Here is a 25,307-nt window from a genome sequence, read left to right on the forward strand (position 1 = left end):
GCCACGCCCCGGGTGGGGCGTGGCCGCGAGGGTGGGGGGCGCCGTCGGGCAGGAGGTCGCTCCCCGCCCTGCGCGGGACTCAGCCGAAGAGCTTGGACCCGTGCTTGAGCAGGACCCCGGCGATCATCAGGACGATCCAGGCCGCCGTGAGGAAGACGTCCGCGTCCGAGCGCACGAACGACATGGCGCGTTCCTGGGCCCGGGCCGGGAGGTAGAGGTTGTTCTCCAGGATGTTCCAGTGCAGCAGCGTCATGAAGACGAGCGTCGTCGAGAGCGTGACCAGCAGGCACCAGGGGCACAGCGCGCCGATCACGAACATGGACTGGTAGAAGAGCCAGTACGCGAAGATCAGGCCCAGCGTGTAGACGACCTGTGCCGAGAACATGAACCAGCGCGGGAACCGCACCCCGCCGAGGCTCGCGACCGCGATCGTGATGACCACGGGTTCGGCGATCAGTCCGAGGAACGCGTTGGGGAAGCCGAACAACGACGACTGCCACGCGACCCCCACAGCGCCGCAGGACAGGACCTCGTTGACGTTGCACGAGAGCTCGGCCGTCGGGTTCGCTGCAAGGAGCACCGCGTCGTAGGACAGGACGAACGACGCGGTCAGGCTGACCAGCGCCGAGAACAGCATGGTGCCGAACACCCACCGGCGGCTGTGCCGGAAGCCCTTCACGGTCAGCGGGTCGAGGGTCTGGTCGTCGTGCAGAACGTCGCTCATGCGTGCGGCCCTTCAGGCAGTGGCCCCGGCCATCCCCGAGGCGCCTCCAGCCTAGGTGCGCGGCGGCCGCTGCACGTGCGGGTGCGGCGTCTCGCGGACAGGGTGCGATCAGCAGATGGACGTCCCTCCCTCGAATACTCAGCACAATAACCTGCGGCGCGCGACGACAATCCCGTCGAACGGTACCGAGAAGAGGATCCGACGGTCTTTCATGAATTCCTCGAGACGACGCGTCGTACGGTCATGGGCGGACGGCTCGCCACTCCCGTGACAATGGTGAGGAGACGGACCGCCGAGAATACGTGCCGGATCTCCGCCGTCGGGAATCCGTCGACGCGGCCCACTCCTCGACGGACGTCCGAACGCGTGGACCCACGTCCTGCGCGGGCGCGTCTGCCGAGGCCAGAGGGACCTGGGCCGGGACGGTGATAGAGACGGAGGGCGCCCGACCACGGGATGCGCCCCGAGGCGCCGGCCCCCTTCGACCGGAATACCGGTGGAACAGCGACACGTGCGAGCCAGGGGAAGCACGATCACTCGCACGGCGTCGGCTCCGCCAGGAGAGCCGACCGAGGAATGTGGTTCACCGTTCAACCATCTATCCGTCGATCACCGCGCACCGTGCTCGGCTGCACCATTCTCGAAGGTCCCTCCGGACTGCCCGGCGCATGCGCGACCACCCTGCCACGCCTCGGCATTCCTTCCGCGCAGCCTGCGGGTTTTCGGCGCCCCGGCGACGCGCACCGTCCCCCGCACGCCGCGCGCAGCCAAGCCCACCGGTGTAGACCGGAAGACGCGGACGACGACGCGTCCACGGGCGGGCGGCGAAGGAGCGAGCCATGGCGATCGGGTACCTCGTCCCGGTGCTGCTGCTCGCGTGCTGCACGACGACCTCGCTCGTGCCCGCCCGGCACCCGGCCGGGCTCGGACGCCTGAGCTTCCGGTTGAGCGTCCTGGTCAACGAGCAACCCTTCGTGATGCTGGCCGCGCTGACGGCCCTGTCGGTGATCGCGGTCGTCGACGGCGACGGCGCGACGCCCGCCGGCCGGGTCGGGCTCGCGCTGGCCGTCCTGACCGCGGCCGGACTCGTCGTGGTCGCGCGACGTGGCCTGCGCGCTGTGCCCGCGCTCGACCGCACGCTCGTCGCGGGCCTCGCGACCGCGCCGGGATCCGTCACGACGCGCGGGCTGCCCTGGCGCCGGATCCTGCTGGCCCCGTTCGCGGTGCGGCGACGCGACGTCGTGCGCGTGCGCGACCTGCCGTACGGCGACGGCGCGCAGCACCGGCTCGACGTGTACGGCCCCCGGTCCCGCCCGCCCGACGGGCCGACCCTCGTGTACTTCCACGGCGGCGGGTACGTGAGCGGGCGCAAGGAGCTCGAGGCCCGCGCGATGCTCTCGCGCCTCGCGAGCCACGGCTGGGTGTGCGTGAGCGCGAACTACGGACTGCGCCCGACGACGAACTTCCCCGGCCACCTGGTCGACGCCAAGCAGGTGCTGGCCTGGGTCCGGGAGCACGGCGCCGAGCACGGGGCCGACACCGCTCGCGTCGTCGTCGCGGGCAGCTCGGCCGGCGCACACCTCGCGGCGCTCGCGGCACTCACCCCGGGAGACGCGCGGTTCCAGCCCGGATTCGAGGGCGCCGACACGTCCGTGGTCGGGGCGGTCTGCCTCTACGGCTACTTCGGCGAGTACTACGGCAGCGGCCGCGACCTGGCCGTCGACTCGTCGCCGGACGACTACGTGCGGCCCGACGCTCCCCCGTTCCTCGTCGTGCACGGCGACCAGGACACCCTGGTGCCGGTCGAGGGAGCGCGCCGGTTCGTGCGGCACCTGCGGGAGGTCTCGTCGTCGCCGGTCGTGTACGCCGAGCTGCCCGGGGCGCGGCACGGGTTCGACCTGTTCCACTCGATCAGGTTCGACGCGGTCGTCGCCGCGGTCGAGGAGTTCGCCGGGCGGGTGGTGGCGCGGGGCCCGGCGCCGGAAGCGACGAGGGCGTCGGTCGAGCGGCGGGACGAGAGGTAGGCCGGAGGAGCCCTCTAGGTCTCCTTGCCGGACGTCTAGAGCTTTGTGGCCCCTCTGACTCCTCGCTGCATGTCAGGCCGCACCCCTGCGACGGTCGTCTCTCGGCCTTGCGGGAAGAGTCGCGCCGACAGCGCTCCGGGCGACGGCGACTTCACCGGATAGGCCGGAGTTGAGATCTTGCTTATCTCGGAGATCGTCAGAAAGGTACCAGGTGTGACATCGCCAAAGACGAACTCGATGTGAGCGGCGATGTCTCCCCGGGAACTGGTTCGGTCGTCGCGCCGTTCGGCCGAGATGCCCGCGACGGAAAGCTCATCAGCGGTTGCCCTCTCTACAGCAACCTGAATGTCGTCAGTTGAGTCGAGACGATCAGTGCGAGGCCAGATATCGCAAACGAGGAGTGCGTACGTGGTAGTACGTTCGACGATCTCGTCGATGTCCCAGCGAAGGGGCAGGCGCCGATTCATCGTCAGCGCGGAAAACTCGAGCAGATGCTCACGTTTGGAAGACCACTCCGCATTCGACATCGTGCTGTTGAGGACGCCAGTGACGAGCGTGAGGTTGCCCAACGTGTGGAGCAAGCGATCCCGTTCCTCCATCAGCCGTTGGGCATCATCTTCGCTCAACCCCTCGGGGAGCTCCCAGTGCTTCTCCCAGGCCTGCGGCATGAGGTGCTCGATCGACAGCTTCCGAACGGCCATCGGCTCGGTTCTAGTCGACGACACGTGGCTCTCGATCGCCTCGAGCAGAAGTCGAAGTTGATCACGCCGAAGGCGAAGGTAGACCTGCCGCCCCGCCAGCTCGTCAACGACGTTCTTGTCTGTGGGCCAAAGCCCCGAGCCAGAAGTCAGTCCCGCGAGGTGCTGTCGCACCACTTCGTCCACAGGGCCTTCACCTGCCCCTAGTCGGCGCAAAATCTCAAGAAAGATCCGGTTGTAGTTCGCCGTGGACCATCCGCAGATCGCGCGGCGAACCACGAACGACTCAAGAGCGGCGATAGCCTGTTCGCGTTCGCGTCCGGTGACGTTCTCGAACAGCCACAGAAGGAGCGGGGTAACGGTCTGCGAATCAGCGATCCGCAGGCGCCGTAGCGCCGTCTGTTCGTGCGCAGTACCAGCAGTGCACGCCTCGACTTCAAGGTAGACCTCGGAGTACCTGTTGATCGACTCAAGCATCTGCTCAGCCCGTTCTGCGTCGGCTCGCACATCCTTGCGGACCGATGAGAAGAGGTCGTGCGACAGCACTTCCTGCTGCAAGAAGGTGATCAGGAAGTAATTCATGAAGACGTCGAGCTGCGGCCGTACGAGGCGCCCTTGGCGCAACTCGCCTTCCCAGTGGCGATCTTCCAAGGGACTCCACAGCTTCTGGTAAAGCGATTCGACGGGCCGTTGCCCAGCCTCAAGCGTCCGGAACAGCAGATTCTTGATGAGGTCAGCAGCCAGGAGTGGAGTGCCGCGCGCGTTCAGAGTCTCGAAGATGACCTGAGCATCGTCGGTCGACGTCAGATCGATGACGACGACCTGCAAACCATCGGTAATGACGTCGGCGAGCCGGGCGAGGGCCGCATCGACGTGCCCCGGTTCCGATGTCGACCAGGCGTAGACATGCTCACGGAACCATGCATAGGCCTGGACGGTGCGCGGGAGGCTCGCGCTGTAGGCCGTCTCCTTGTGCTCTCCGCGGAGCGCCGCCGCATAGGAGTCGCGGTCTCGGTTCGTCGGCCAGAGCCGAAACTGCTCGTCTTCGTCCCGCACAAGATCCGGGTCGTTCTCGACGAGCTTGGAGAGTCGCCGGGTCAGCCTCGGGTCATTACCCGACGATGCTGCGACGTCGCGCACTGCCGCGACAAAAAGTTGAAGCGTCGTCAGCCGCTGCTGTCCGTCGATGATCTCGCGCACTTCGAGGCTGCCCAGCCCGCCGGGCTTGTGCTGAAGGACCACCGCACCGAGGAAGTGCGGCGAGTAGTCCCCACGGGCGAACCTCCGCTCGGTTGTCTGAACGTCCTGCCAGAGCGGGAGCCACTGATCGGCGACACTCCACACATACGAACGCTGAAAGAGCGGGACAGTCAATCGGACATCGCCACGGAAGACCGCTTTGAGCTCCCTCGGGTGGGCTTCCATGTGCAACAACCTCCGTCGAATCGCGGCAGTGTGTTCGTCGGCCAGCCGTAGTGCGGAAGCGCGTCGCAACGTGTGGCAAGTCCACTCTCGTCGACGAGAGTGTCAATCCGCATTGGGGAGCTCGGTGCGCCTGGCCAGATTCGAACTGGCGACACCCGCTTTAGGAGAGCGGTGCTCTATCCCCTGAGCTACAGGCGCGTGGGCGCGAACACGGAGGATCGGGCCCGGTGGGACGCCCGACAGCCTAGCGTCCCGGCCCCGGACTGTCCCAACCGCGCCCACCCCGAGCCAGGGACATCCCCCGGCATCCCGTCCCACCCGCGGTGGGGTGCCGGACCCGAGGCCCGGCACCCCACCTGCGCGGTCACACGGCCGCGAGCGCCTCGGTCGGCGCCATGCGCGCTGCCCGCACCGCGGGGTAGAGGCCGGCGATGGCCCCGATCGCGAGCGTCGCGACGAGCCCGCCCGCCGCGACGAGGGGCGGCACGGCGACCGGCCAGCCCTGCGACGTGGCGTACCCGGCCGTGATGCCGACGCCGATCAGGACCCCCGCTGCCCCGCCCATGAGGGAGAGCACCAGGGACTCGACGAGGAACTGCCCGCGGATCTGTCCACGCGTCGCCCCGAGGGAGCGACGCAGGCCGATCTCCGCCCGTCGTTCGAGCACCGAGATCACCATGGTGTTGGCGACCCCGATCCCGCCCACGAGCAGCGCGACCGCACCGAGCCCGACGAGCAGGCCCGTGAACGCCTCGTCCGTGGCCTGCTGGGCCGCGAGCGCGTCGGAGGGGCGCGAGACGTCGACCTCGTTGGGCGCCTGCGGGTTGGCCGTGGGCCCGAGCACGCTGCGGACCTGCTCGACCGCGTCCTCACGCGTACGCGTGTAGATCGTCGTCGGCAGCTCGTCCCAGTCGAGGTACTGCGCCGCGGCCTCCCGGCCGACGAGCGCCCCGAGGTCTATCTCGGGTGCCAGCGGCACGGGGTCGAGGATCCCGACGACCGTGAACCACTGGCCGCCGATCCAGACCTCGATCGCCGGGTCCGGTGCGGAGATCCCGAGCCGCTCGGCGGTCGCGTGCCCCAGGACGACGGCCGGGTACTGCGCGGTCGCCTCCGAGAGCCACTCCCCCTGGCCCACGCTCCCCCCGATCGACTCGAGCAGGTCGAGGTCGGTCGCGTACACACCGATCCCTCCCGACTCGCCGGCCGGGATCAGGTCCGTCCGGTATGCCTTGGCCTTGAGCAGCGCGACCGACGTCGCGGTCTCGACGGGCGCGATCCGGCGCACCATGTCGACCGACTCGGGCGGCAGGCTGGCCGCCTCCCCGAACAGGTCGGTGCCTGGTGCGACCCGCAGCAGGTTGGTCCCGAGCGCCGAGAGCGTCCGGTCGAGCTCGGCGCGCGACGAGCTCGAGATCCCGACGACCGCGACCATGGCCGCGATGCCGATCGCGATGCCCAGCGCCGACAGCACGGCCCGCAGCGGGCGGGTCCGGAGCCCGGTCGCGCCGACACGCAGGACGTCCGGCGGCCCGAGCCGGGCGGGGCGCAGCACGGTCAGCACGGCTCCCCCTCGGTCGACGCGCCGGTCGGGTGGCCGCCGGCCACGCCGTCCGGAACCGCCTCCACCGTCGCGTCGAAGACGGTCCCCCTGCCCGCGTCCACCGGTCCCGAGACGTCCGCGACGATCTCACCGTCCCGCATCGCGACCTGCCGGGGCAGCGAGGCCGCGAGCTCGCGGTCGTGCGTGATGATGACGACGGTCGTCCCGGCGGCGTTGAGCGCGCGCAGCACGTCCATGACCCCGGCCCCGGCGGTCGTGTCGAGCGCTCCGGTCGGTTCGTCGGCGAGCAGGAGCGGCGGGTCCCCGACGACCGCACGGGCGATCGCGACGCGCTGCTTCTCCCCGCCCGACAGCTCGTGCGGCCGGTGGGTCAGCCGGTGACCCAGCCCCACCCGCTCGAGCGCTTCCGCCGCCCGACGACGTCGCTCGCGCCGCCCGACCCCCCGGTACAGGAGCCCGTCGGCCACGTTGTCGAGCGCCGAGACGCCGACGGCCAGGTGGAAGTGCTGGAACACGAACCCGATGCGGCTCGCGCGCAGCGCGGACACCTCGCGGTCGTCGAGGTCCTCGACGAGGAAGCCGTCGATCATGACGTGCCCCGAGGTGGGCCGGTCGAGGGTGCCGATCACGTTGAGCATGGTCGACTTGCCCGAGCCCGAGGGCCCGACGATCGCGAGCAGCTCGCCCCGGTCGACGTCGAGGTGGACGTCACGCAGCGCGGCGACCCCACCGGGGAAGACGCGCGACACCTGGTGCAGCGTGACGACGGGTACGCCGCCTCCCGAGGCGCCCGCCCCGGGGACGGTCGCGGACGGCGCGAGCGCGACGGTCGCGGCGCTCACGACGGCATCCCGACGACGTCGCCCTCGGCCAGGTCGCCCGTGACCTCGACGTTCCCGTCGGCGAAGAGCCCGGTGGTCACGGCGACGATACGGGTCGAGCCGCCCTCGACGACCTCGACGCCGTACCCCCCCTCGGCCAGCGCGAGGAGCGCAGCGACGGGCACGGTGAGCACGTCGGGCCGTTCGGCCTTGACGAACGTGACCTTGACCGAGCCGGCGTCGGCCTCGGTCCCGTCCGCGAGCGTCACGGTCACGGGGATCACCGTGGTGTCGGACGCCCCGGGCATCCCGCTCTCGTCCTTGACGATCTTGGGGCTCCCGACGGCGGAGACCACGCCGTCGGCCGTCCCCCCTCCGGGGAGCGCGACGCTCACGGCGCCGCCCTCGACGGCCAGCCCACGGTCGGCGAGGTCGAGGTCAACCGAGATCGCCCGCTCGACCCCCGTCGTCGTGAGGATCTCCGCCGCGGCCGGCGCCCCGACGCGCACCTTGAGCGCGTCGACCCGCACCGGGCCGGTCACCACGAGCACGTCGGCCGGGCCGACTCCCCCGGTCTTGTCGAGCCCGCGGCCCTTCTGCCACTTCTCGACGGCCTTGGCGGTCGCTGCCGTGAACTTGGTGTCCACGGTGAAGCCCGTGTACCCGAGCGCCGCGAGGTTCTCCTCGAGCTGGCGCACGTCGTCACCCTCGGCACCGACGCCCAGGTCGCGATACATCGGCAGGCCGCCGAGCAGCAGGACCGTGGGGTGCTCGTCGACCTTGAAGAGGACACCCCCGCGGTCGACGACGTCGCCCACCCCGGGCAACCAGGTCACGGTCCCGCCTCCTCCCCCGCCGTCGCCGCCCGCGCCCTGGTGTCCCTGGACGACGGCCTCGCCGTACCCCAGCGCGCCCTTGACCGTGCTCCGCTCGACGAGCGTCTGCCGGGTCACGGTCGCGGTCGATCCCGGTCCGGACGCCTCCGGAACGGGTTCGCCACCCCGGCCGAACCCGCCCAGGACCAGGACGGCCCCGGCGCCGATCACGACGGCGCCGGCAACCCCGCCGACAATCGCCCCGCGGCGACGCCTCCGTCGCGGGGCGGCCTCGCCCGTCGCCGTCTTCCCGGCGTCCAGGGGGTCGCCGTCCGGGGCGACGTGCTTCCGACGGCTCACTCGCCGCTCTCCGTGACCGCGCCGCCGACCGAGAGGCTCGCGCCGCCCTCGCCGTTGCACGCCTCGAGCGCCGCGTCGAACGCGTCGAGGTCCTCGGGCACCTGGAGCGCCTCGGTCATGCCCCCGTTCGGGTCCGGGTCGGGCATGTCCACCCCGTTCTCGCGCATGCACTTCGCGAACTCGCGCTGCGACTCGAGGTCCTCGGCGCTCGGCTTCACCGGCTCACCGCCGTTGGGCAAGAAGTCCTTGCAGGCTTCGAAGGCCTTGTCCATCTCCTCCATGTCGCCGCCGGCCTCCGAGGTGATCGCGACACCGCCCTCGGAGTCCGGGTCGGGCATGTCCACACCGTTGTCCCGCATGCAGCCCGCGAACTTGCGGGACAGGTCGTCGCGCTCGGCGTCGGTCATGTCCTCGTACGACTTCCCGTCCTTCGCCTGGCTGGTCTCGCCCTTGCCGCCACCCGCGCTCGCGACGCCCGGGGCGTCGTCGGGCGCGCACGCCGAGAGCGTGACCGACAGGAGCGCGACGACGAACGCGACCGACGCCGCGCTGCGACGCGAGCGGACTCTGCTGCGCCCCGTGGTCGGGGCCGGGGTCTGGTGGATGGTCATGGTGCGTCCTCACGTCGTGGTCGGTCCCCGGGCCGCACGGGCCTCGGAGACGGGGTGCTCGAACAGTTCAGCGGGCGGCCCGTGAGGCTGCCGTGAGCCGCGACCTCACAGAGATCTCACAGTGCCCACCGGCATGCTCCTCAGGTGCGAGTACTGGTGGTGGAGGACGAGGAGCTGATCGCGGAGGCCGTCGCGACGGGACTGCGACGGCTCGCGATGGCGGTCGACGTCGCGCTCGACGGGCACGAGGCCCTGGCGCGGATCGACGTGAACGCGTACGACGTCGTCGTGCTCGACCGGGACCTGCCCGGCGTCCACGGCGACGACGTGTGCCGGGCGCTCGTGGCCTCGGGCGGCGACGCGCGGGTCCTCATGCTCACGGCATCGGGCGGCGTGCTGGACCGCGTGAACGGGCTCGACCTGGGCGCCGACGACTACCTCGTCAAGCCCTTCGCGTTCGCCGAGCTCAGTGCCCGCGTCCGGGCCCTCGGCCGGCGGGCGCGCCCCGCTGCCCCGCCCGTGCTCGAACGCTCGGGCCTGCGCCTCGACACGAGCCGGCACGAGGTCTACCGCGAGGGGAGGTTCGTGCACCTGTCGCGCAAGGAGTTCGGCGTGCTCGAGGAGCTGCTGCGCGCCGACGGGCGGCCCGTGTCGGCCGAGCACCTGCTCGAGAAGGTCTGGGACGAGAACATCGACCCGTTCACGGGCGTCGTGCGCTTCACCATCAAGCAGCTGCGCCGCAAGCTCGAGGACGCCTCGCTCGTCGAGACCGTCACGGGTGTCGGGTACCGGGTCGCATGAGGCCGCTCCCGCGCCCAGTGCTGCGCCCCACGCTGCGCGCTCGCCTCACGGCCGTCTACGCCGCGGCGTTCGCCGTCGCCGGGGCCGTCCTGATCGCCGTCCTGTACGCCCTCCTCGCCGCGGCGATCGACCGGCAGCCGCTCGACTCGGTGGGCATCGCGGTCGGCGCCGTCCAGGCGACCGACCCCAGCCTGTACGCGACCCTGGACCCGGCCTCGACGGCCGCGCTGATCACGGGCGAGGCCTACCCGTACAGCCCGGTCGAGGACCTGACGCCCGCCGCGACGGTCACCTCCAGCACCGGGTCCTTCACCGACCTGCGCGACGTCGTCCAGCTCAACAACCAGGAAGCCCGCGACCAGACGCTGCGCACGGTCCTCACGTGGTCCGTCGTGGCGCTGCTCGGGATCGGAGTCCTCGCGGTGGGCTTCGGCTGGGTCATGTCCTCGCGCGTGCTCGCGCCGCTGCACCGGATCACGGCCACGGCCCGGCGCGTCGCGGACACCAACCTCCACGAGCGCATCGCGCACTCCGGGCCCGACGACGAGCTCAAGGACCTCGCCGACACGTTCGACGCGATGCTCGAACGCCTCGACCGGTCGTTCGACGGGCAGCGGCGCTTCGTCGCCAACGCCTCGCACGAGCTGCGCACCCCGCTGACCATCAGCCGTACCGTCCTCGAGGTCGCGCTCGACGACCCCGAGACGCACCAGGACACGCGTCACCTGGGTGCGACGCTGCTCGCGGTCAACGCGCGCCAGGAACGTCTGATCGAAGGGCTCCTCACGCTCGCCGCCGCGGACCGCGCGCCGATCGTCACCGAGACCGTGGACCTTGCCGAGGTCGCCGCGCAGGCCGTCGCGACCGCCGGGGTCTCGGCGCGCGACGCCGGCGTCGACCTGCGCCTCGACACGGCACCGACGCCCCTGCTCGGCGACGCCGTGCTGCTCGAGCGCCTCGTCCAGAACCTCGTCGACAACGCCGTGCGCTACAACGAGCCCGGCGGCCGGGTCGCTGTCGCGACGCGCCCCGGTCCGGGCGGGACCGTCGAGGTCGCGGTGTCCAACACGGGCCCGGTCGTCCCGTCGTACGAGGTCGAGGCGCTGTTCGAGCCGTTCCGGCGGCTCGGGCGCGACGGGGCCGTGGCCGACCGGCAGGGCGGGTACGTGCGCGGCGGTGTGGGGCTGGGCCTGTCGATCGTCCGCTCGGTCGCGGCCGCGCACGACGGCGAGGTCACCGCAGAGCCGCGCGAGGGCGGCGGGCTGACGGTCGTCGCACGGCTACCGGGTGCTGCGGGCGCGCGGCCGGGGCGGGCCGCCGAGCCGGCCCGACCCGGGGGCGCGGGCGTGGGGGCCGGAGCGGGCGTCTAGCCCGGCATCGGCACCGGCACGTCGGAACCGCCCTCGACCGTGCGCCGGGCGCCCATCTGGATGATCGCGGGGGCCGGCACGAACCCGCCCGCGATGAGTGCTTCGCCCTGGTGGAAGAACGGCGTCGCGGCGAGCAGCTCGGGCGGTGCGAACCCGAAGACGGCCTCGAGCTCGACCAGGTCGGCGGGCGAGCTCATGCGCATGACGATCACGTTGTCGCACTGCGAGAGCACGTTCGGGTGGATCTTGGAGGGCCGCTGCGTCGAGAGCAGCAGCCACAGCCCGAACTTGCGTCCCTCGGCGGCGATCTGGATCACGCGCTCGGTCGTGAGCCGCTGGAGCTGGGTCGCGGGCTCGGCCGAGACCACGTTGTGCGCCTCGTCGATCACGATCAGGCGAGGCTTGCGCGTGGCACGGTCGGCCCACAGGTCGTCGAGCAGGGCGAGCGAGACCGCGAGCTGCTCCTCGTGCGTGTGCAGGCTGCCGAGGTCGACCACGACCGCGCGCGGGCCCTCGTCGAGCACCTCGCTCACGGACTGCCCGACCCCCGCCCAGACGTCCCAGTCGAGGATCCCCAGGTTCTCGACACGCTGCGCGAGCCGCAGCGCGTCGGCCTCGCCCGTGGCGCGCAGGGCCGACGGGATCGAGTGCGGGTTCAGCATGCCCTCGGTCGCGATGCTGGGCGGCCTCGCAGCGGGGGCGGCGGCCCCGACCTCGGGGCCGGTCGCGCTCTCGAGCATCCGCAGGAACGTGTTGTACTCGCCGCGGTCGGTCAACGGGTCGAGCTGGAGCACCGCCGCCTGGCTCGCGGCCTCCATCGCGGTGAGCCGCGCGGTGACGGGGTGGTGCTCGCCGTCGTTGCGCAGGACGCGCACGTCGAGCTCGCGCAGCCGTTCGGCGTCCCCGGGCGATGCGGACTCGAGCAGCTCGCCGATCCGCACGAAGTCCGAGTTCGGGTCGAGGATGACCATGGGCAGGTCGGTGTCGATGAGGAGCTGTTCGAGAAGGACGCCGAGCGCGTACGTCTTGCCCGAGCCCGACTGCCCGCACAAGAACGTGTGCCGGTTGAACCGGTGCGGCTGGAGCAGCGCGTCGACGTTGCCCCGGCTGTGGTGGAGGTCGCCGATCCGCAGGGTCGCGCGCTCGCGCGCCTGGAGCGCCTCGAGCACGCCCGCCCCGGCGGGGGCGAGGTCCTGCGAGGTGAACGGGTCGCCCCCCGACGTGACGACCGTGCCGTCCGGGCGGAGCTCCCCGAGGATCCGCCCGTGCCCGACGGCGTCCCCCGCCTTGGTCGCCCGCGTCAGGACCTGCCCCATGACGAGGGCCTCGCCGGGGTGCTCCGCGGTCTCGGGGAACGCGACGCCGATGGTCACGAAGTCTCCCGGGCCGATGCTCGACACCCGCGGGACGCGGTAGGTGAAGCGTCGGCCGTCGAAGGACTCGGCGAGCGTGGTCTCGGTCGTCATGCGGGGCCTCCGTGGTCGCAGGTCACGTCGGGCGACCGTCGTCGCGCCGCCCGTGCAGGACAAGGATCGACCAGGGTGCGCGCGAGCGCACGCGCAGGCGCCTTCGACCGTGCGCTAGCTCCGCCGTGCGTACGTGAGCATCCGGAACCGAACACCTGCTGCCGAGGTCTGCCAGCCGTCGTCCGGTGCGCCCGGGCCGCCGGCCACGAGCTCCCAGCCACCCGCCGGACCTGCCGCGAGCGCCGGCGCGAACGCGTCGCCGTCGACCTCGAGGTCGATCTCGGTCACGACGCAGCGGTCCGCGAGCGGCAGGGCCGCGGCGTACACCTGCGCGCCCCCCATGACCCAGACCTGCCCCGAGCCCGACTCCTCGGCAGCAGCCGACGCGAGCGCGAGCCCCTCCTCGACGGACGAGGCGACCACGACGCCGGTGCCGGTGGCGCCCGGGTGAGCGGCGTCGTCGGGCACCCAGCCCTCCTGGCGCGTCACGACCACGTTGACGCGCCCCGGCAGGGGGCGGAAGCGCGGAGGCAGCGAGTCCCACGTGACGCGCCCCATCACGACCGGGTGACCCGTGGTGACGCGACGGAAGTGCGCGAGGTCCTCGGGCAGGTGCCACGGCATGACACCACCCGCGCCGATCACCGGGCGGCCCGCGGCATCGTGCGCCTGGGCCCAGACCAGTCCGACGGTCGGACGGCTCACACCGCCACCGGTGCCTTGATCGTCGGGTGGTGCTGGTAGCCCACGACCTCGACGTCCTCGTACGTGTAGTCGAACAAGGAGTCGCGCGGGGCCAGGCGCAGGGTGGGCGCCGGGTAGGCCTCGCGGCTCAGCTGCTCGCGCACCTGCTCGACGTGGTTGTCGTAGATGTGGCAGTCGCCGCCCGTCCACACGAAGTCGCCGACCTCCAGGCCGGACTGCGCCGCGACCATGTGCGTGAGCAGCGCGTACGAGGCGATGTTGAACGGGACGCCCAGGAACAGGTCCGCGCTGCGCTGGTAGAGCTGGCACGAGAGCTTGCCGTCGGCCACGTAGAACTGGAACATCATGTGGCAGGCCGGCAGGGCCATCTTGTCGAGCTCGCCCACGTTCCACGCCGAGACGATCATGCGGCGCGAGTCCGGGTTGGTGCGCAGCGTCTCGAGGACCTGGCTGATCTGGTCGACGTGCTGCCCGTCCGGTGTGGGCCACGAGCGCCACTGGACGCCGTAGACGGGGCCCAGCTCGCCGTCCTCGTCGGCCCACTCGTCCCAGATCTTCACGCCGTGCTCCTGGAGCCAGCGCACGTTCGAGTCGCCCCGCAGGAACCACAGCAGCTCGTAGACGATCGACTTCAGGTGCACGCGCTTGGTCGTCACGAGCGGGAAGCCCTGCGACAGGTCGAAGCGCATCTGGTGGCCGAACACGCTGCGCGTCCCCGTCCCCGTGCGGTCCGACTTGTGCGTCCCGGTCTCCAGGACGAGCCGGAGGAGGTCCTCGTAGGGCGTCGGGACGGGTGGGTTGCTGGGCGCGCTGGAGCTGTCGCTGACGGTGACCACGGGTGCCAGTCTAGAAGAGGTCGACGGAACGGTTAGCCGACGCGTCCTGTGCCTGGACAGCACAAGGCCCCGGGGGGTTTCCCTCACCGTGGTGGGTAGGCCGTTGATCCCGGGGCTCTCTGTGTGTGCACCGAATCTACTACACGGCCCGACGATCGCCTAGACGAGCGATGCCGCTAGTCTCGGTACTTCACACCACCGAGCGACGGAGCCCGCGTGTCGATCTACCCACCCGTACGCGACGAGATGGTGCGCCTCCTGTCGGTTCCCCGACTGTCTACGTACACCGACGAGTGCGACGGAAACATGAAGCGTGCACTTGAGCTCTACCAGTGGAACCTTGACGTCTCCGGGACGCTGTTCACGTCGATCCACTACTTCGAGGTTGCCTTGCGAAATTCGATCGACTCCCAGCTTGGTAAGACGTTCGGCACCGCCGACTCCCCCTGGTTCGACCAGGACTCGATCGGTCTCACCGACAGCACCAGGCGCAACATCGCTTCTGCGAAGCGCACAGTCACCAAAGCTGGCCGCGAGATCGTTCCTGGACGAGTCGTTGCCGAGCTCAGCCTGGGGTTCTGGTGGTCGTTGCTCGCAGACGGGTACAACAGAACCCTCTGGGCGCCAGCCCTCAAGCAGGCGTTCAGCAACGCGCGACGGGAAACCCTGCATGCGGAGATCGACGAGATTCGCAAGCTCCGGAACCGCATCGCTCACCACGAGCCGCTGATCCACTACGACCTGAATGCGGAATACACCCGCATCCTCGGCACAGCCGAACGGATCGCTCCGCGACTGGCATGGTGGATCGATGCCACCAGCTCTCTGTCCACCGTCCTGGCTCGACGACCAGAATCGCTCCGATCGACACCCCCGCCGAACACCTAGGAGACCGCCGAGACACTCTTGCCCGTCACGCCGAGCGGTCGTGCCCAGGGCGTTCTCAGCTGCCGTCCTCACCTGATGCTCCCGATCTGGCGATCACCAACGAGCTCCGTGACCGGCGTGACGCTAGCCTCAGCGGATGCAGCCCTGGGAGTACCTGACCGACACCGTGCTGACCCGCCCGGGCATGTTCATCGGTCGCGAGACGTACGAACGGGTCTGCAGCTTCGTCGAGGGGTTCGGGACGGCACGCGACGACGGGGTGCTCGACGGATTCCGGGCCCGGCTCGGGGAGAAGACCGCCCACGGCAGCAGCCCACTGACATGGAGCGCCGCCCTGCTCGCGGAAGTCCTCCCGGGACGGGACGAGAACGCTCTCCACCACCCTGAGGAGGATGCCCGGGCGATCGCGCACCTCCAGGCACGGCTCGTCGAGTTCCTCGGAATCACCGGAGGCCCCGGCAGCACCTACGTCGAACATCCCTGACGCCCGCGCGGGGAATGCGCGGTCCCCCGGCGGCGTTGGTCCGGGCACCGGTCGCACGGAACGGCCGTACCCCGAGGATGGAAAGATCAGCAGCATGACGAACACCGCAGCCGCAGCCGAAGAGATCCCCACGTCGTCGCCGTCCCCGACGGACGCCCTGTGGGTCGAGCGCACCGGCACCCGCACGTACACCGGCTTCTCGGCGCGCGGCGCGAGCGTGTCGATCGGCCCGGCGAGCGAAGGGGCCGTCTTCACGCCGGGTGAGCTCCTCAAGATCGCGCTCGCCGCGTGCGCGGGCATGAGCAGCGACGCACCGTTCGCGCGCCGGCTGGGTGACGACTACCAGGTGACGATCCGCGTCGACGGCGCCAAGGACATGGCCGAGGACCGGTACACGGCCATCACGGAGCACTTCGAGATCGATCTGTCGGGTCTCGAGGACGACGCGCGCGAGCGCCTCCTCAAGGTCGCGGACCGCGCGATCGAGACCACGTGCACCGTGGGGCGTACCGTCAAGAACGGTGCGACAGTGGAGCACACCTTCGGCCCGGTCGTGGGTGCGGTCGGCGAGTAGTCGACACGTGGCACCGCGGTCCGGGGCACGAGGGGCAGCAGCCGCCACAGGAGGGAGTCGTCCGATGGGTCGCAAGAAGAAGGACACCGAGTCCCAGGTGGCCGTCTGGGGAACGTCGGACAGCGTCCGGCCGGAGCCGCAGTACGGGCACCTGACCGCGGTCCAGGACGCGCCCGAGGGCCAGCCCACCGAGGACTGGGGCGACCTGCGCAGCACGCCGCTGCTCGACGCGGCCCTGGACAAGGCCGTCACCATCCCGTCGTCGGTCATCCACGCGCACGTGGACGGCCTGCGCCGCCGCAACCCGCACTCGTCACCCGCGCAGATCATCGGGATCCTCGAGCGCGAGTACCTCATGGTCATCGGGACCGCGGGCGGCGCGGTGGGTGCCGCCGCGGCGTTCCCGGCCGTCGGCACGGGTGTGGGCATCGCGCTGACCGCGAGCGACGTCGCGACGTTCTTCGGGTCGTCGGCCGCGTTCTCGCTCGCGGTCGCGGACGTGTACGGCTTCGAGGTCGACGACGCCGCGCGCCGCCGCGCCCTCCTCATGGCCTCGGTCCTCGGGGACAAGGGATCCCAGGCGGTCGAGAAGGCGTCGGGCGGGTCGGCGCTCGCGTGGGGCAAGGTGCTCATGACGAGCATGCCGTCGAGCACGCTCAAGCAGGTCAACAAGGCCCTGACGAACAAGTTCATGCGCACGCAGATGGTCAAGCACGGCGGCCTCGCGATCGGGCGGCTCGTGCCGTTCGGTGTGGGCGCGGTCGTGGGCGTCGCGGGCGCGCGGGCCCTCGGCAAGACCGTGATCAGCCAGTCCCGGCGGGCTTTCGGACCGCCGCCCCCGGCGTTCCGGCCTGTCCTGGAGGTCATCGAGGTGCCCGACGGCGCCGCTCCCCCTCTGCTCGTCCCCGCACCTGCCGACCGGCTCAGCCTGGTCGACGCCCCCGTACCCGGCACCGGGCCGGGAGTCGTCGACGAGGCGGCCGAACGGGCGGCAGCACGCCGTGGCGAGACCGGCACCGACGGTGCGCCGCGCGGCATCCGGTCGGTGCGCTGGCGCCGGTCCAAGAAGTCTTCGTGACGGCAGAGCGCCACCAGGGCCCCGGCCGTACCTCGGGCGGCCCCGGCCGGGTCGAGCTCACGCACGTCCTGCCCCTCAGCGCCGAGCGGGCCTTCGCCCTGGTCGCGGACGTGCGCACGCACCCACGCTGGGTCCCCTTGAGTCGTGGGACGTTCCACGGCCGGGACGGTTCCCCGCTCCCGGCGACGGCCTGGAAGCCGGGGGTCGGCGCTGAGTTCACCATGGTCTCGGGCCCCTTCGCGCCGCAGGGCGCCCCGGGCTTCCCCGACCGCATGCGGATCACGACGTGGGAACGGCCAGGTCCCAGCGGCCAGGCCGGTCGCGCGACGTACCTGAAGCTCGGGCCCGTGCTGCTCGGGGAGGCGGGGATCGTCGTCGTGCCCCTCGCGGCCCATCACCTGCCGGCTGCGACCCCGCGCGAGCCCGTCGCACGCTGCGCCGTGACCTGGTGGGAGGACGTGTACCTCGCGGGCCCTCTGCCTCGGGCCGTGACCGCTCCGCTCGCCGCGCGCGTGCTGGACCTCATGATCCGGCTGTCGCTGCGCCGCCTGGACCGGATCGTCGCGCGCGGGCTCTGACACCGACGCCCCGTCGGCCCCGTCGGCCCATCGGCCGGCGCCGAGATCCGTGTGTGGCCCCTGCCGAGCATGCGGTCGTCGTTCGTCGACCATGCGGTCGTCGCTCGGAACCAGCCGATTCCTGACGCCAAGCGCATGCTCGGCGGCGGGCGCATCCCCGGGCACGACGAACGGCCCCTGGGGTCCGCGCCGGCACCATGCCTGCACGGACCCTAGGGGCCCGGGTGACCGGTGGGTCACCGGTCGGTCATCGGCTCGTCGCCGAGCCGACCATGCGGTCGTCGTTCGTCGAGCATGCGGTCGTCGTTCAGAACCAGCCGGTTCCTGACGCCCACCGCATGCTCGGCGACGGTCACGACCTGCCGAGATTCACGCCTGCGGCGCGTCCTCGGTGCCGTCGGTGGGCTCCGGGCTGGCGTCCGCGGCCGCGTCGACGATCGTGGGGTCGACGTCGGTCGGAGCCCCCGAACCCGTCGCTGCGGCGGCCGACGCGTCGGACGGTCCCGCGAGGATCAGGTAGAGCTCGCGGCGCGTGCGCTCGAGGAGCGCGACGGCCTGGGCCACCTGCTCGTCCGAGCCCGACCGGGCGACCTGCCGGAGCGCCTCGGCGACCTGCTGGAGCGAACCTCGGAGCTGCCGCGCCGGGCGGACGCCGCCGTCGGCCGCGTCCTGCCAGGGAGAGCCGAGCTCGTCGGCGTGCTCGGTGACGTAGGTGCGACCGTCGTCGGTGAGGCTCGCGAGCTTGCGCCCGCCCTCGGCCGTGATGGTCACGAGGCCCTCGTCCTCGAGCAGGCTCAGCGCCGGGTAGATCGCGCCGGGGCTCGGACGCCACGCACCCGAGGTGCGCTCGCCGATCTCCTGGATGATCTGGTACCCGTGCATGGGCGCCTCGGTCAGGAGGAGCAGGACCGCGGCGCGGATGTCACCGCGCCCGGCACGACCGCCGGGGCCACGGCCGCCAGGGCCGCGGTGCCCGCGAGGGCCACCACCGGGTCCGCCACGGTGCCCGCGGGGCCCGCGTCCTTCGAACCGGTCGTCGAAGCGCTCGTCGGATCCGCCGTGCTCGTGATGGTCGTGGTGACCCGGGTGACCGTGGTGGCCGTCGGGGCCACGCCCCGGTCGGCCCGACCCCTCGGGTCCGCGACCGGGCTCACCGCGGCCGGAGCCGTCGGGTCGGCCGCCACGGCGACCGCGGGGCCCGCCGAAGTCGGCGCCGAAGTCCGGGCCGAAGCCCTCTCCGGACTCGGGGAAGTCGTCGCGTCGGCGACGGGGTCGGCCCTCGAAGGAGTCGAATGCGCCTGCGCGGCCGGAACGGTCGCGGGGCGGACGGGAAGATTCTGGGTGCTGGTGGGGGGTACGCATGTGGTGTCTCCTGTGATGAGTCTGTTCTGTCTGTGGAGCCCCTCTGCGGGGCGGCCCGAGCGCTGGGCTCGGGTGGCGGGTGCCGGCGGGTTCTCGTCGGTTCTGCGACGGGCCCTCGGCCTGACATCCGGGTCCTCGACGCGGTGCGCTGTTCCGCACCCTCTGCGTCGATGAGTTAAAGATATATCGCTGACGTATCGATAGTCAACCCCTGATCTCGATCGAGTGTCGAGACCTTCCGTCGGCCGCCGGCCGACCACCCAAGACACCGTCCGGGTCGTACAGTGACCTGAAGGACCCGGACCGGCTCGCGACCCGGGACCGCAGCAGTCACCGTGCAACGACGCACACCCCGCACCGTCGCACGTCCCACGCCCACCGAGACCACGACAGAGGCGCAGATGACGACCAGCACCCCGGGTCCCACGCAGACCCCGCGGCACTTCCTGATGTGCCGCCCCACGTACTTCACGGTCAGCTACGAGATCAACCCCTGGATGGACCGCGCCCGCCCCGTCGACACCGCGCTCGCCGTCTCCCAGTGGGAGCGCCTGCGCGACGTGTACCTCGACCTCGGGCACCAGGTCGACCTCATCGAGCCGGAACCCGGCCTGCCCGACATGGTCTACGCGGCCAACGGCGCGACCGTCGTCGACGGCCTGGTCTACTCGGCGCTCTTCCGGCACCCCGAACGCGCCCCCGAGGGGCCCGCGTACCTCAAGTGGTTCGCGGACCGCGGCTACGTGACCCACTCGGCCGACCACGTCAACGAGGGCGAGGGAGATCTGCTCGTCGCGGGCGACGTCGTCCTGGCCGGGACGGGATTCCGCACCGAGGTCAGCGCCCACCAGGAGGCGGCCGACCTGTGGGGCCGCGAGGTCCTCACGCTCGAGCTCGTCGATCCGCGCTTCTACCACCTCGACACCGCGCTCGTGGTCCTGCGCGGCAGCGAGGGCAGCGGCGGCGGCGCGGGCACTCCGCGTGTCGCGCCGGACGGCACGCCGCCACCTCTCCTCTCCCCCCTGCCCGACGGCGCCGCTCCCCCGCGCGACGCGGCGCACCTCACGCGTGCTCGCGCCGAGGCGACGGTCGACGTCGCCTACTACCCGCCGGCCTTCTCCCCCGCGTCCCAGGAGCTCCTGGCCGAGCGCTACCCCGACGCCCATCACGCGCCCGAGGACGACGCGCTGGTCCTGGGCCTCAACGCCGTGAGCGACGGGCTGCACGTGATCCACACCCCGGCGGCGACCCGCTTCGCCGCGGCGCTGGCCGAGCGGGGCTACGAGACCATCGGGGTCGACACATCGGAGCTGCTGCGCGGGGGCGGCGGGTCCAAGTGCTGCACCCTGGAGATCCGGCCGTGAGCGCCCAGAGCCAGGCGGTCCCCACCCCCGCGCCCAGCCCGGGCACCACCGCCGACGCCGCACCGGCCCGCACGACGGGAGCGGCGCCGTCGGGCACCGGAAGCCGACGCCACGACTCGCTCGCGCACAACTACCACCCGCTGCCCGTGACGATCGCGACGGGCGACGGCGCCTGGGTCACCGACGTCGCGGGCCGCCGCTACCTCGACCTGCTCGCGGGGTACTCGGCCCTGAACTTCGGGCACCGCCACCCCGGGCTGATCGCTGCCGCGACCGAGCAGCTCGGGCGCGTCACGCTCACGTCGCGCGCGTTCGACCACGACCTGCTGCACCCGTTCGCGGACCGGCTCACGCGCCTGGTCGGGCCGCTCGTCCAGGGCGCCGCCCCGGTCACGTCGGCCGGGCGAGCAGGTGACGGGGGCCGTCCCGGCGACGGCGGCAGCGCCGTGATGGTGCCCATGAACACGGGCGCCGAGGCCGTCGAGACCGCGATCAAGATCGCCCGCAAGTGGGGCTACGAGGTCAAGGGCGTGCCGGCCGGGCGGGCGAGCATCGTCGTCGGGCACGGGAACTTCCACGGACGGACCACGACCATCGTGTCGTTCTCCGACGACCCCGACGCGCGCGACGGGTACGACCCGTTCACACCTGGTTTCCGCCTCGTGCCGTACGGCGACGCGCGCGCCGTCGCGGACGCGATCGACGAGACCACGGTCGCCGTCCTCATGGAGCCGATCCAGGGAGAGTCGGGCGTCGTCGTGCCCCCGGACGACTACTGGCCCGCGCTGCGCCGCGTGTGCGACGAGCGAGACGTCCTGCTGATCGCGGACGAGATCCAGTCCGGCCTGGGCAGGACCGGGACCACGCTCGCGTGCGAGCTGTGGGACGTGAAGCCGGACCTCGTGACGCTCGGCAAGGCCCTGGGCGGCGGCGTCGTACCGGTCTCGGCGGTCGTCGGGAGGCACGAGATCCTGGACGTGCTGACGCCCGGGACGCACGGATCGACGTTCGGCGGCAACCCGCTCGCGTGCGCGGTCGGCCTCGCGGTCGTCGGGCTCCTCGAGACAGGCGAGCTCCAGGCCCGCACCCGCGACCTGGGCGAGCACCTGCACGAACGCCTCGCGGGCCTCGTCGACGACGGGCTACTGACGGGTGTGCGAGGCGTGGGGCTGTGGGCCGGGATCGACCTCGACCCGGCCCGCGGGACGGGCCGCGACCTGTGCGAGGCCCTGCTCGCGCGCGGCGTCCTGGCCAAGGACACGCACGGCTCGACCATCCGGCTCGCGCCCCCGCTCGTGATCGAACGTCCAGACCTCGACCTCGGGATGGCCGCTCTGCGTGACGCCCTGACGCAGCTCGCCGCAGATCGGTAGAGTCCGGAGGGTGACCACTCCTGCCTCTGACACCTCCACCCGCCTCGCCGAGTGGCAGCAGGCCTACGCTGACCTGCAGTCCCTCGGCCTGAAGCTCGACCTGACGCGCGGCAAGCCCTCCGCCGAGCAGCTCGACCTCTCCGACGCCCTCCTGGCACTGCCGGGCGCAGGAACGGTCACCGACGCCGACGGCACCGACGTGCGCAACTACGGCGGGCTCGACGGCCTGCCGCAGATCCGCCGCATCTTCGCCGAGCTGCTCGACGTCCCCGTCGCCCAGCTCCTCGCGGGCGGCAACGCGAGCCTCACGCTCATGCACGACACGCTCGCGTTCGCGATGCTGTTCGGTCTGCCCGGCTCCGAGCGCCCCTGGTCGCGCGAGGAGAAGGTCCGGTTCGTGTGCCCGGTCCCGGGCTACGACCGCCACTTCACGCTGTGCGAGGCGTTCGGCATCGAGATGGTGACCGTCCCCATGACGGCCGACGGTCCCGACGCCGAGGCCGTCGCCGCGCTCGTCGCGGACGACCCGAGCATCAAGGGCATGTGGGTCGTGCCCACCTACGCGAACCCGGACGGCTCGGTCGTCTCGCGCGAGGTCGCCCAGCGTCTCGTCTCGATGCCTGCCGCAGCCCCCGACTTCCGCATCATGTGGGACAACGCGTACGCGGTGCACCACCTCACGGACGTCGAGACCGAGTCCGCGCCCGCGCTGGCCCTGGCCGCCGAGGCCGGCAACCCGGACCGTGTGCTGCTCTACGCCTCGACCTCCAAGATCACGTTCCCCGGCGCGGGGGTCGCGTTCCTGGGCTCCTCCCCGGCCAACATCTCCTGGTACAAGAAGCACCTCGCAGCCCAGTCGATCGGCCCGGACAAGGTCAACCAGCTCCGGCACGCCGAGTTCTTCGGCGACGCCGAGGGCGTGCGCGCCCACATGCGCAAGCATCGCGACGTGATCGCGCCCAAGTTCGAGGCCGTCGACACGATCCTGCGAGAGCGCCTCGGCACGGACGGCGTCGCGTCCTGGACCGCGCCGCTCGGCGGGTACTTCGTGTCGCTCGACGTCGTGCCGGGCACCGCGGCGCGCGTGGTCCAGCTCGCCAAGGAGGCAGGCATCGCCCTGACGCCCGCGGGTGCCACGTTCCCGTACGGCAAGGACCCGCAGGACGCCAACATCCGTCTGGCCCCCACGCTGCCCCCGCTCGACGAGGTCCGCGTCGCGATCGACGGCGTCGCGACGTGCGTCCTGCTCGCCGCGGCGGAGAAGGCCGCAGCGGACGCCTGACCTGCACCGCACCCGACGGGCGGCCCCGGACCCCTGGTCCGGGGCCGCCCGTCGTCGCATGATGGAGATCTCGGCCGAGCGGCACCGATGAGTTCTCGCGCCGCCGCAGGTCGACCCTGGACAGACCCGTGCACCACCCACGACACAGGGAGCACGTATGACCAGCGCACCAGATCTCGCGATCGAGGCCCATGGCCTCGTCAAGCACTTCAAGGAGACCCGGGCCGTCGACGGGATCGACCTCGCCGTGCCGACCGGCACGGTCTACGGGGTCCTCGGTCCCAACGGCGCGGGCAAGACCACGGCCGTCCGCATGCTCACGACCCTCCTGCGCCCCGACGCGGGAACAGCCCACGTCCTGGGGCACGACGTCCTGGCCCAGCCCGACGCCGTCCGCTCGCTCGTAGGCCTCACGGGCCAGTACGCGTCGGTCGACGAGGACCTGACCGGCGCGGAGAACCTCATCGTCATCGCGCGCCTCTACGGGTTCTCGAAGCCCGCGGCCAGGCGCCGGGGCATGGACCTCATGGAGGCGTTCGGCATCGCCGAGGCCGCGAACCGGCCCGTCAAGACGTACTCGGGCGGCATGCGCCGCCGCATCGACCTCGCCGCGAGCCTCGTCATGAGCCCGCGGGTGCTGTTCCTCGACGAACCGACCACAGGGCTCGACCCGCGCAGCCGCAACCAGGTGTGGGACATCGTGCGCGTGCTCGTGGCGGACGGCGCGACCGTGCTGCTCACGACCCAGTACCTGGAGGAGGCCGACCAGCTCGCGGACCGCATCGCCGTGATCGACCACGGCAAGGTCATCGCCGAGGGCACCGCGACCGAGCTCAAGCGCTCGGTCGGCGAAGGGTCGGTGAGCCTGCGGCTCGCGGACTCGGGCGACCGGCTCCGGGCCGCGGAGATCGTCGAGCGCGTCCTGCGCGCGGAGGTCGTGCTCGCGCCGGACCCGTACGCGTTCTCGGCGCGCGTGCCCGACGACGGCGCGGACCTGGCGGCACAGCTCCTGCCCGCTCTCGCGGACGCGGGCATCGCGGTACCGGAGTTCACGCTGGGGCAACCGAGCCTCGACGAGGTCTTCCTGGCTCTCACGGGCCAGCCGGTCGACGAGGAGGACCAGGACGACGGAGTCGCCACGAACGGCCGAGGTGCCATGAACGACCGCGACACGGCGAACGACCGCGACACGGCGAACGACGCTGAGGAGGTGGCCTGATGGCCGCGACCCAGACCGAGGTGATCACCACCCCGGAGGCACAGACCCTGCGCGAGGCCATCGCGATCGACCAGCACCCGACCCGACCCTCGCCGCTCGCCAACACCCTGACGTTCGCGTGGCGGGCCCTGCTCAAGATCAAGCACGTCCCCGAGCAGCTGTTCGACGTCACGCTGACGCCGATCATCTTCACGCTCATGTTCACGTACCTGTTCGGCGGGGCGATCGCCGGGGACACCACGACCTACCTGCAGTACCTGCTGCCGGGCATCCTGGTGCAGACGGTCCTGATCATCACGGTCTACACGGGGTTCACCCTCAACACGGACATCACCAAGGGCGTGTTCGACCGCTTCCGGTCACTGCCGATCTGGCGTCCCGCCCCGATCGTCGGCGCGCTTATGGGAGACACGGTCCGGTACACGATCGCGTCGGCCATCACGGTGGGTCTGGGGCTCGCGATCGGGTTCCGGCCCGCCGGCGGGGTGGTCGGCGTCCTGCTGGCCGTGGCCCTGCTGCTGGTCTTCGCGTTCGCGATCAGCTGGATCTTCACGATCCTGGGTCTCGTGATGCGCACCCCCAACGCGGTCATGGGCGTCTCGATGCTGGTCCTCATGCCGTTGACCTTCGCGTCGAACATCTTCGTCAACCCGGACACCATGCCCTCCGCGCTGCGCGCCTGGGCCGAGATCAACCCCGTGAGCCACCTCGCGACCGCGGTCCGCGCACTCATGGCGGGCACCGCGACGTTCGACCAGATCGGCTGGGTGCTGCTGGCCTCGGTACTGCTCACGGCCGTCTTCGCGCCGATCACGATGCACCTGTACCGCACCCGCAACTGATCCCGCCAGACCGTCGGCACGTCAGAGCGGGCGCGACCTCGAG

23 protein-coding genes and 1 tRNA gene are annotated in these 25,307 nt (G+C 71.6%); 13 read left to right on the forward strand and 11 right to left on the reverse strand.

The annotated features are described in order from the left end of the window. Positions 1–79: 79 nt before the first annotated feature. Positions 80–724 (reverse strand): vitamin K epoxide reductase family protein, encoded by a 645-nt coding sequence (locus H9641_RS01950; RefSeq protein WP_191800497.1) that lies wholly within the window; start codon positions 722–724, stop codon positions 80–82. A gap of 839 nt (positions 725–1,563) precedes the next feature. Here H9641_RS01950 and H9641_RS01955 point away from each other — a divergent pair. Further along, positions 1,564–2,748: an alpha/beta hydrolase gene (locus H9641_RS01955; RefSeq protein ID WP_191800499.1), complete on the forward strand. Its 1,185-nt coding sequence runs from the start codon at positions 1,564–1,566 to the stop codon at positions 2,746–2,748. 35 nt (positions 2,749–2,783) lie between these two features. Here the strand turns inward: H9641_RS01955 and H9641_RS01960 are convergent, their stop codons facing one another. The 6 genes from H9641_RS01960 to H9641_RS01985 all read right to left on the reverse strand — a co-directional run bounded on the left by H9641_RS01960 (position 2,784) and on the right by H9641_RS01985 (position 9,042). Further along, positions 2,784–4,871 carry a DUF262 domain-containing protein gene (locus H9641_RS01960; RefSeq protein WP_191800501.1) on the reverse strand — a complete coding sequence of 696 codons (2,088 nt, stop codon included), beginning with the start codon at positions 4,869–4,871 and terminating at the stop codon, positions 2,784–2,786. 125 nt (positions 4,872–4,996) lie between these two features. Beyond that, positions 4,997–5,069 (reverse strand) — tRNA-Arg (locus tag H9641_RS01965). A 166-nt stretch (positions 5,070–5,235) separates the two neighbouring features. Beyond that, positions 5,236–6,435 carry an ABC transporter permease gene (locus tag H9641_RS01970; RefSeq protein WP_318244320.1) on the reverse strand — a complete coding sequence of 400 codons (1,200 nt, stop codon included), beginning with the start codon at positions 6,433–6,435 and terminating at the stop codon, positions 5,236–5,238. Beyond that, positions 6,429–7,277 (reverse strand): ABC transporter ATP-binding protein, encoded by an 849-nt coding sequence (locus H9641_RS01975; RefSeq protein ID WP_191800503.1) that lies wholly within the window; start codon positions 7,275–7,277, stop codon positions 6,429–6,431. The genes H9641_RS01970 and H9641_RS01975 overlap by 7 nt, the downstream gene beginning before the upstream one ends. Further along, positions 7,274–8,431: a peptidoglycan-binding protein gene (locus H9641_RS20560; RefSeq protein WP_318244321.1), complete on the reverse strand. Its 1,158-nt coding sequence runs from the start codon at positions 8,429–8,431 to the stop codon at positions 7,274–7,276. Before H9641_RS20560 ends, H9641_RS01975 begins: the two co-directional genes overlap by 4 nt. Beyond that, entirely contained in the window at positions 8,428–9,042 is a 615-nt protein-coding gene (locus tag H9641_RS01985; RefSeq protein WP_191800505.1) for a hypothetical protein, read from the reverse strand. The genes H9641_RS20560 and H9641_RS01985 overlap by 4 nt, the downstream gene beginning before the upstream one ends. A gap of 144 nt (positions 9,043–9,186) precedes the next feature. Here H9641_RS01985 and H9641_RS01990 point away from each other — a divergent pair, with 144 nt between their 5' ends. Continuing rightward, complete coding sequence (locus H9641_RS01990) at positions 9,187–9,843, forward strand: response regulator transcription factor (RefSeq protein ID WP_056645481.1); 657 nt, start codon at positions 9,187–9,189, stop codon at positions 9,841–9,843. Next, complete coding sequence (locus tag H9641_RS01995; protein ID WP_191800507.1) at positions 9,840–11,213, forward strand: sensor histidine kinase; 1,374 nt, start codon at positions 9,840–9,842, stop codon at positions 11,211–11,213. Before H9641_RS01990 ends, H9641_RS01995 begins: the two co-directional genes overlap by 4 nt. On the opposite strand, the gene H9641_RS02000 is transcribed toward H9641_RS01995, so the two are convergent. From H9641_RS02000 to H9641_RS02010, 3 genes are all read right to left on the reverse strand, one after another. Then, entirely contained in the window at positions 11,210–12,679 is a 1,470-nt protein-coding gene (locus H9641_RS02000; protein WP_191800509.1) for an ATP-binding protein, read from the reverse strand. The two genes, H9641_RS01995 and H9641_RS02000, sit on opposite strands and share 4 nt — an antisense overlap. Positions 12,680–12,793: 114 nt before the next feature. Continuing rightward, positions 12,794–13,384: a dihydrofolate reductase gene (locus tag H9641_RS02005; RefSeq protein WP_191800511.1), complete on the reverse strand. Its 591-nt coding sequence runs from the start codon at positions 13,382–13,384 to the stop codon at positions 12,794–12,796. Continuing rightward, complete coding sequence (locus tag H9641_RS02010) at positions 13,381–14,220, reverse strand: thymidylate synthase (protein WP_191800513.1); 840 nt, start codon at positions 14,218–14,220, stop codon at positions 13,381–13,383. Before H9641_RS02010 ends, H9641_RS02005 begins: the two co-directional genes overlap by 4 nt. Before the next feature lie 216 nt (positions 14,221–14,436). On the opposite strand from H9641_RS02010, the gene H9641_RS02015 reads away from it, so the two are divergent. The 5 genes from H9641_RS02015 to H9641_RS02035 all read left to right on the forward strand — a co-directional run bounded on the left by H9641_RS02015 (position 14,437) and on the right by H9641_RS02035 (position 17,822). Then, entirely contained in the window at positions 14,437–15,108 is a 672-nt protein-coding gene (locus tag H9641_RS02015; RefSeq protein WP_191800515.1) for an Abi family protein, read from the forward strand. 136 nt (positions 15,109–15,244) lie between these two features. Beyond that, positions 15,245–15,592 (forward strand): hypothetical protein, encoded by a 348-nt coding sequence (locus tag H9641_RS02020; protein ID WP_191800517.1) that lies wholly within the window; start codon positions 15,245–15,247, stop codon positions 15,590–15,592. A gap of 94 nt (positions 15,593–15,686) precedes the next feature. After that, entirely contained in the window at positions 15,687–16,166 is a 480-nt protein-coding gene (locus H9641_RS02025) for an OsmC family protein (protein ID WP_082608424.1), read from the forward strand. 64 nt (positions 16,167–16,230) lie between these two features. Then, a complete protein-coding gene (locus tag H9641_RS02030; RefSeq protein ID WP_191800519.1) occupies positions 16,231–17,244 on the forward strand; it encodes a hypothetical protein in 1,014 nt (337 codons plus the stop codon). Continuing rightward, the gene (locus H9641_RS02035; RefSeq protein WP_191800521.1) at positions 17,241–17,822 is read left to right on the forward strand and encodes an SRPBCC family protein; all 582 of its coding nucleotides are present in this window, start codon (positions 17,241–17,243) and stop codon (positions 17,820–17,822) included. The genes H9641_RS02030 and H9641_RS02035 overlap by 4 nt, the downstream gene beginning before the upstream one ends. 369 nt (positions 17,823–18,191) lie before the next feature. Here the strand turns inward: H9641_RS02035 and H9641_RS02040 are convergent, their stop codons facing one another. Beyond that, on the reverse strand, positions 18,192–19,184 hold the full coding sequence (locus H9641_RS02040; protein ID WP_191800523.1) for a PadR family transcriptional regulator: 993 nt from the start codon (positions 19,182–19,184) through the stop codon (positions 18,192–18,194). A 401-nt stretch (positions 19,185–19,585) separates the two neighbouring features. On the opposite strand from H9641_RS02040, the gene H9641_RS02045 reads away from it, so the two are divergent. The 5 genes from H9641_RS02045 to H9641_RS02065 all read left to right on the forward strand — a co-directional run bounded on the left by H9641_RS02045 (position 19,586) and on the right by H9641_RS02065 (position 25,264). After that, a complete protein-coding gene (locus tag H9641_RS02045) occupies positions 19,586–20,548 on the forward strand; it encodes a dimethylarginine dimethylaminohydrolase family protein (protein WP_191800524.1) in 963 nt (320 codons plus the stop codon). After that, positions 20,545–21,921 (forward strand): aspartate aminotransferase family protein, encoded by a 1,377-nt coding sequence (locus H9641_RS02050; protein WP_191800526.1) that lies wholly within the window; start codon positions 20,545–20,547, stop codon positions 21,919–21,921. Before H9641_RS02045 ends, H9641_RS02050 begins: the two co-directional genes overlap by 4 nt. Before the next feature lie 10 nt (positions 21,922–21,931). Continuing rightward, positions 21,932–23,203, forward strand: coding sequence for an aminotransferase class I/II-fold pyridoxal phosphate-dependent enzyme (locus H9641_RS02055; protein WP_191800528.1), 1,272 nt, complete (start codon positions 21,932–21,934; stop codon positions 23,201–23,203). A gap of 157 nt (positions 23,204–23,360) precedes the next feature. Then, positions 23,361–24,422 (forward strand): ATP-binding cassette domain-containing protein, encoded by a 1,062-nt coding sequence (locus H9641_RS02060; protein WP_191800530.1) that lies wholly within the window; start codon positions 23,361–23,363, stop codon positions 24,420–24,422. After that, positions 24,422–25,264 (forward strand): ABC transporter permease, encoded by an 843-nt coding sequence (locus H9641_RS02065; RefSeq protein ID WP_191800532.1) that lies wholly within the window; start codon positions 24,422–24,424, stop codon positions 25,262–25,264. The genes H9641_RS02060 and H9641_RS02065 overlap by 1 nt, the downstream gene beginning before the upstream one ends. The last annotated feature ends 43 nt before the right edge of the window (positions 25,265–25,307 follow it).

The sequence above is a fragment of the Oerskovia merdavium genome (assembly GCF_014836755.1).
Classification (GTDB): domain Bacteria; phylum Actinomycetota; class Actinomycetes; order Actinomycetales; family Cellulomonadaceae; genus Oerskovia; species Oerskovia merdavium.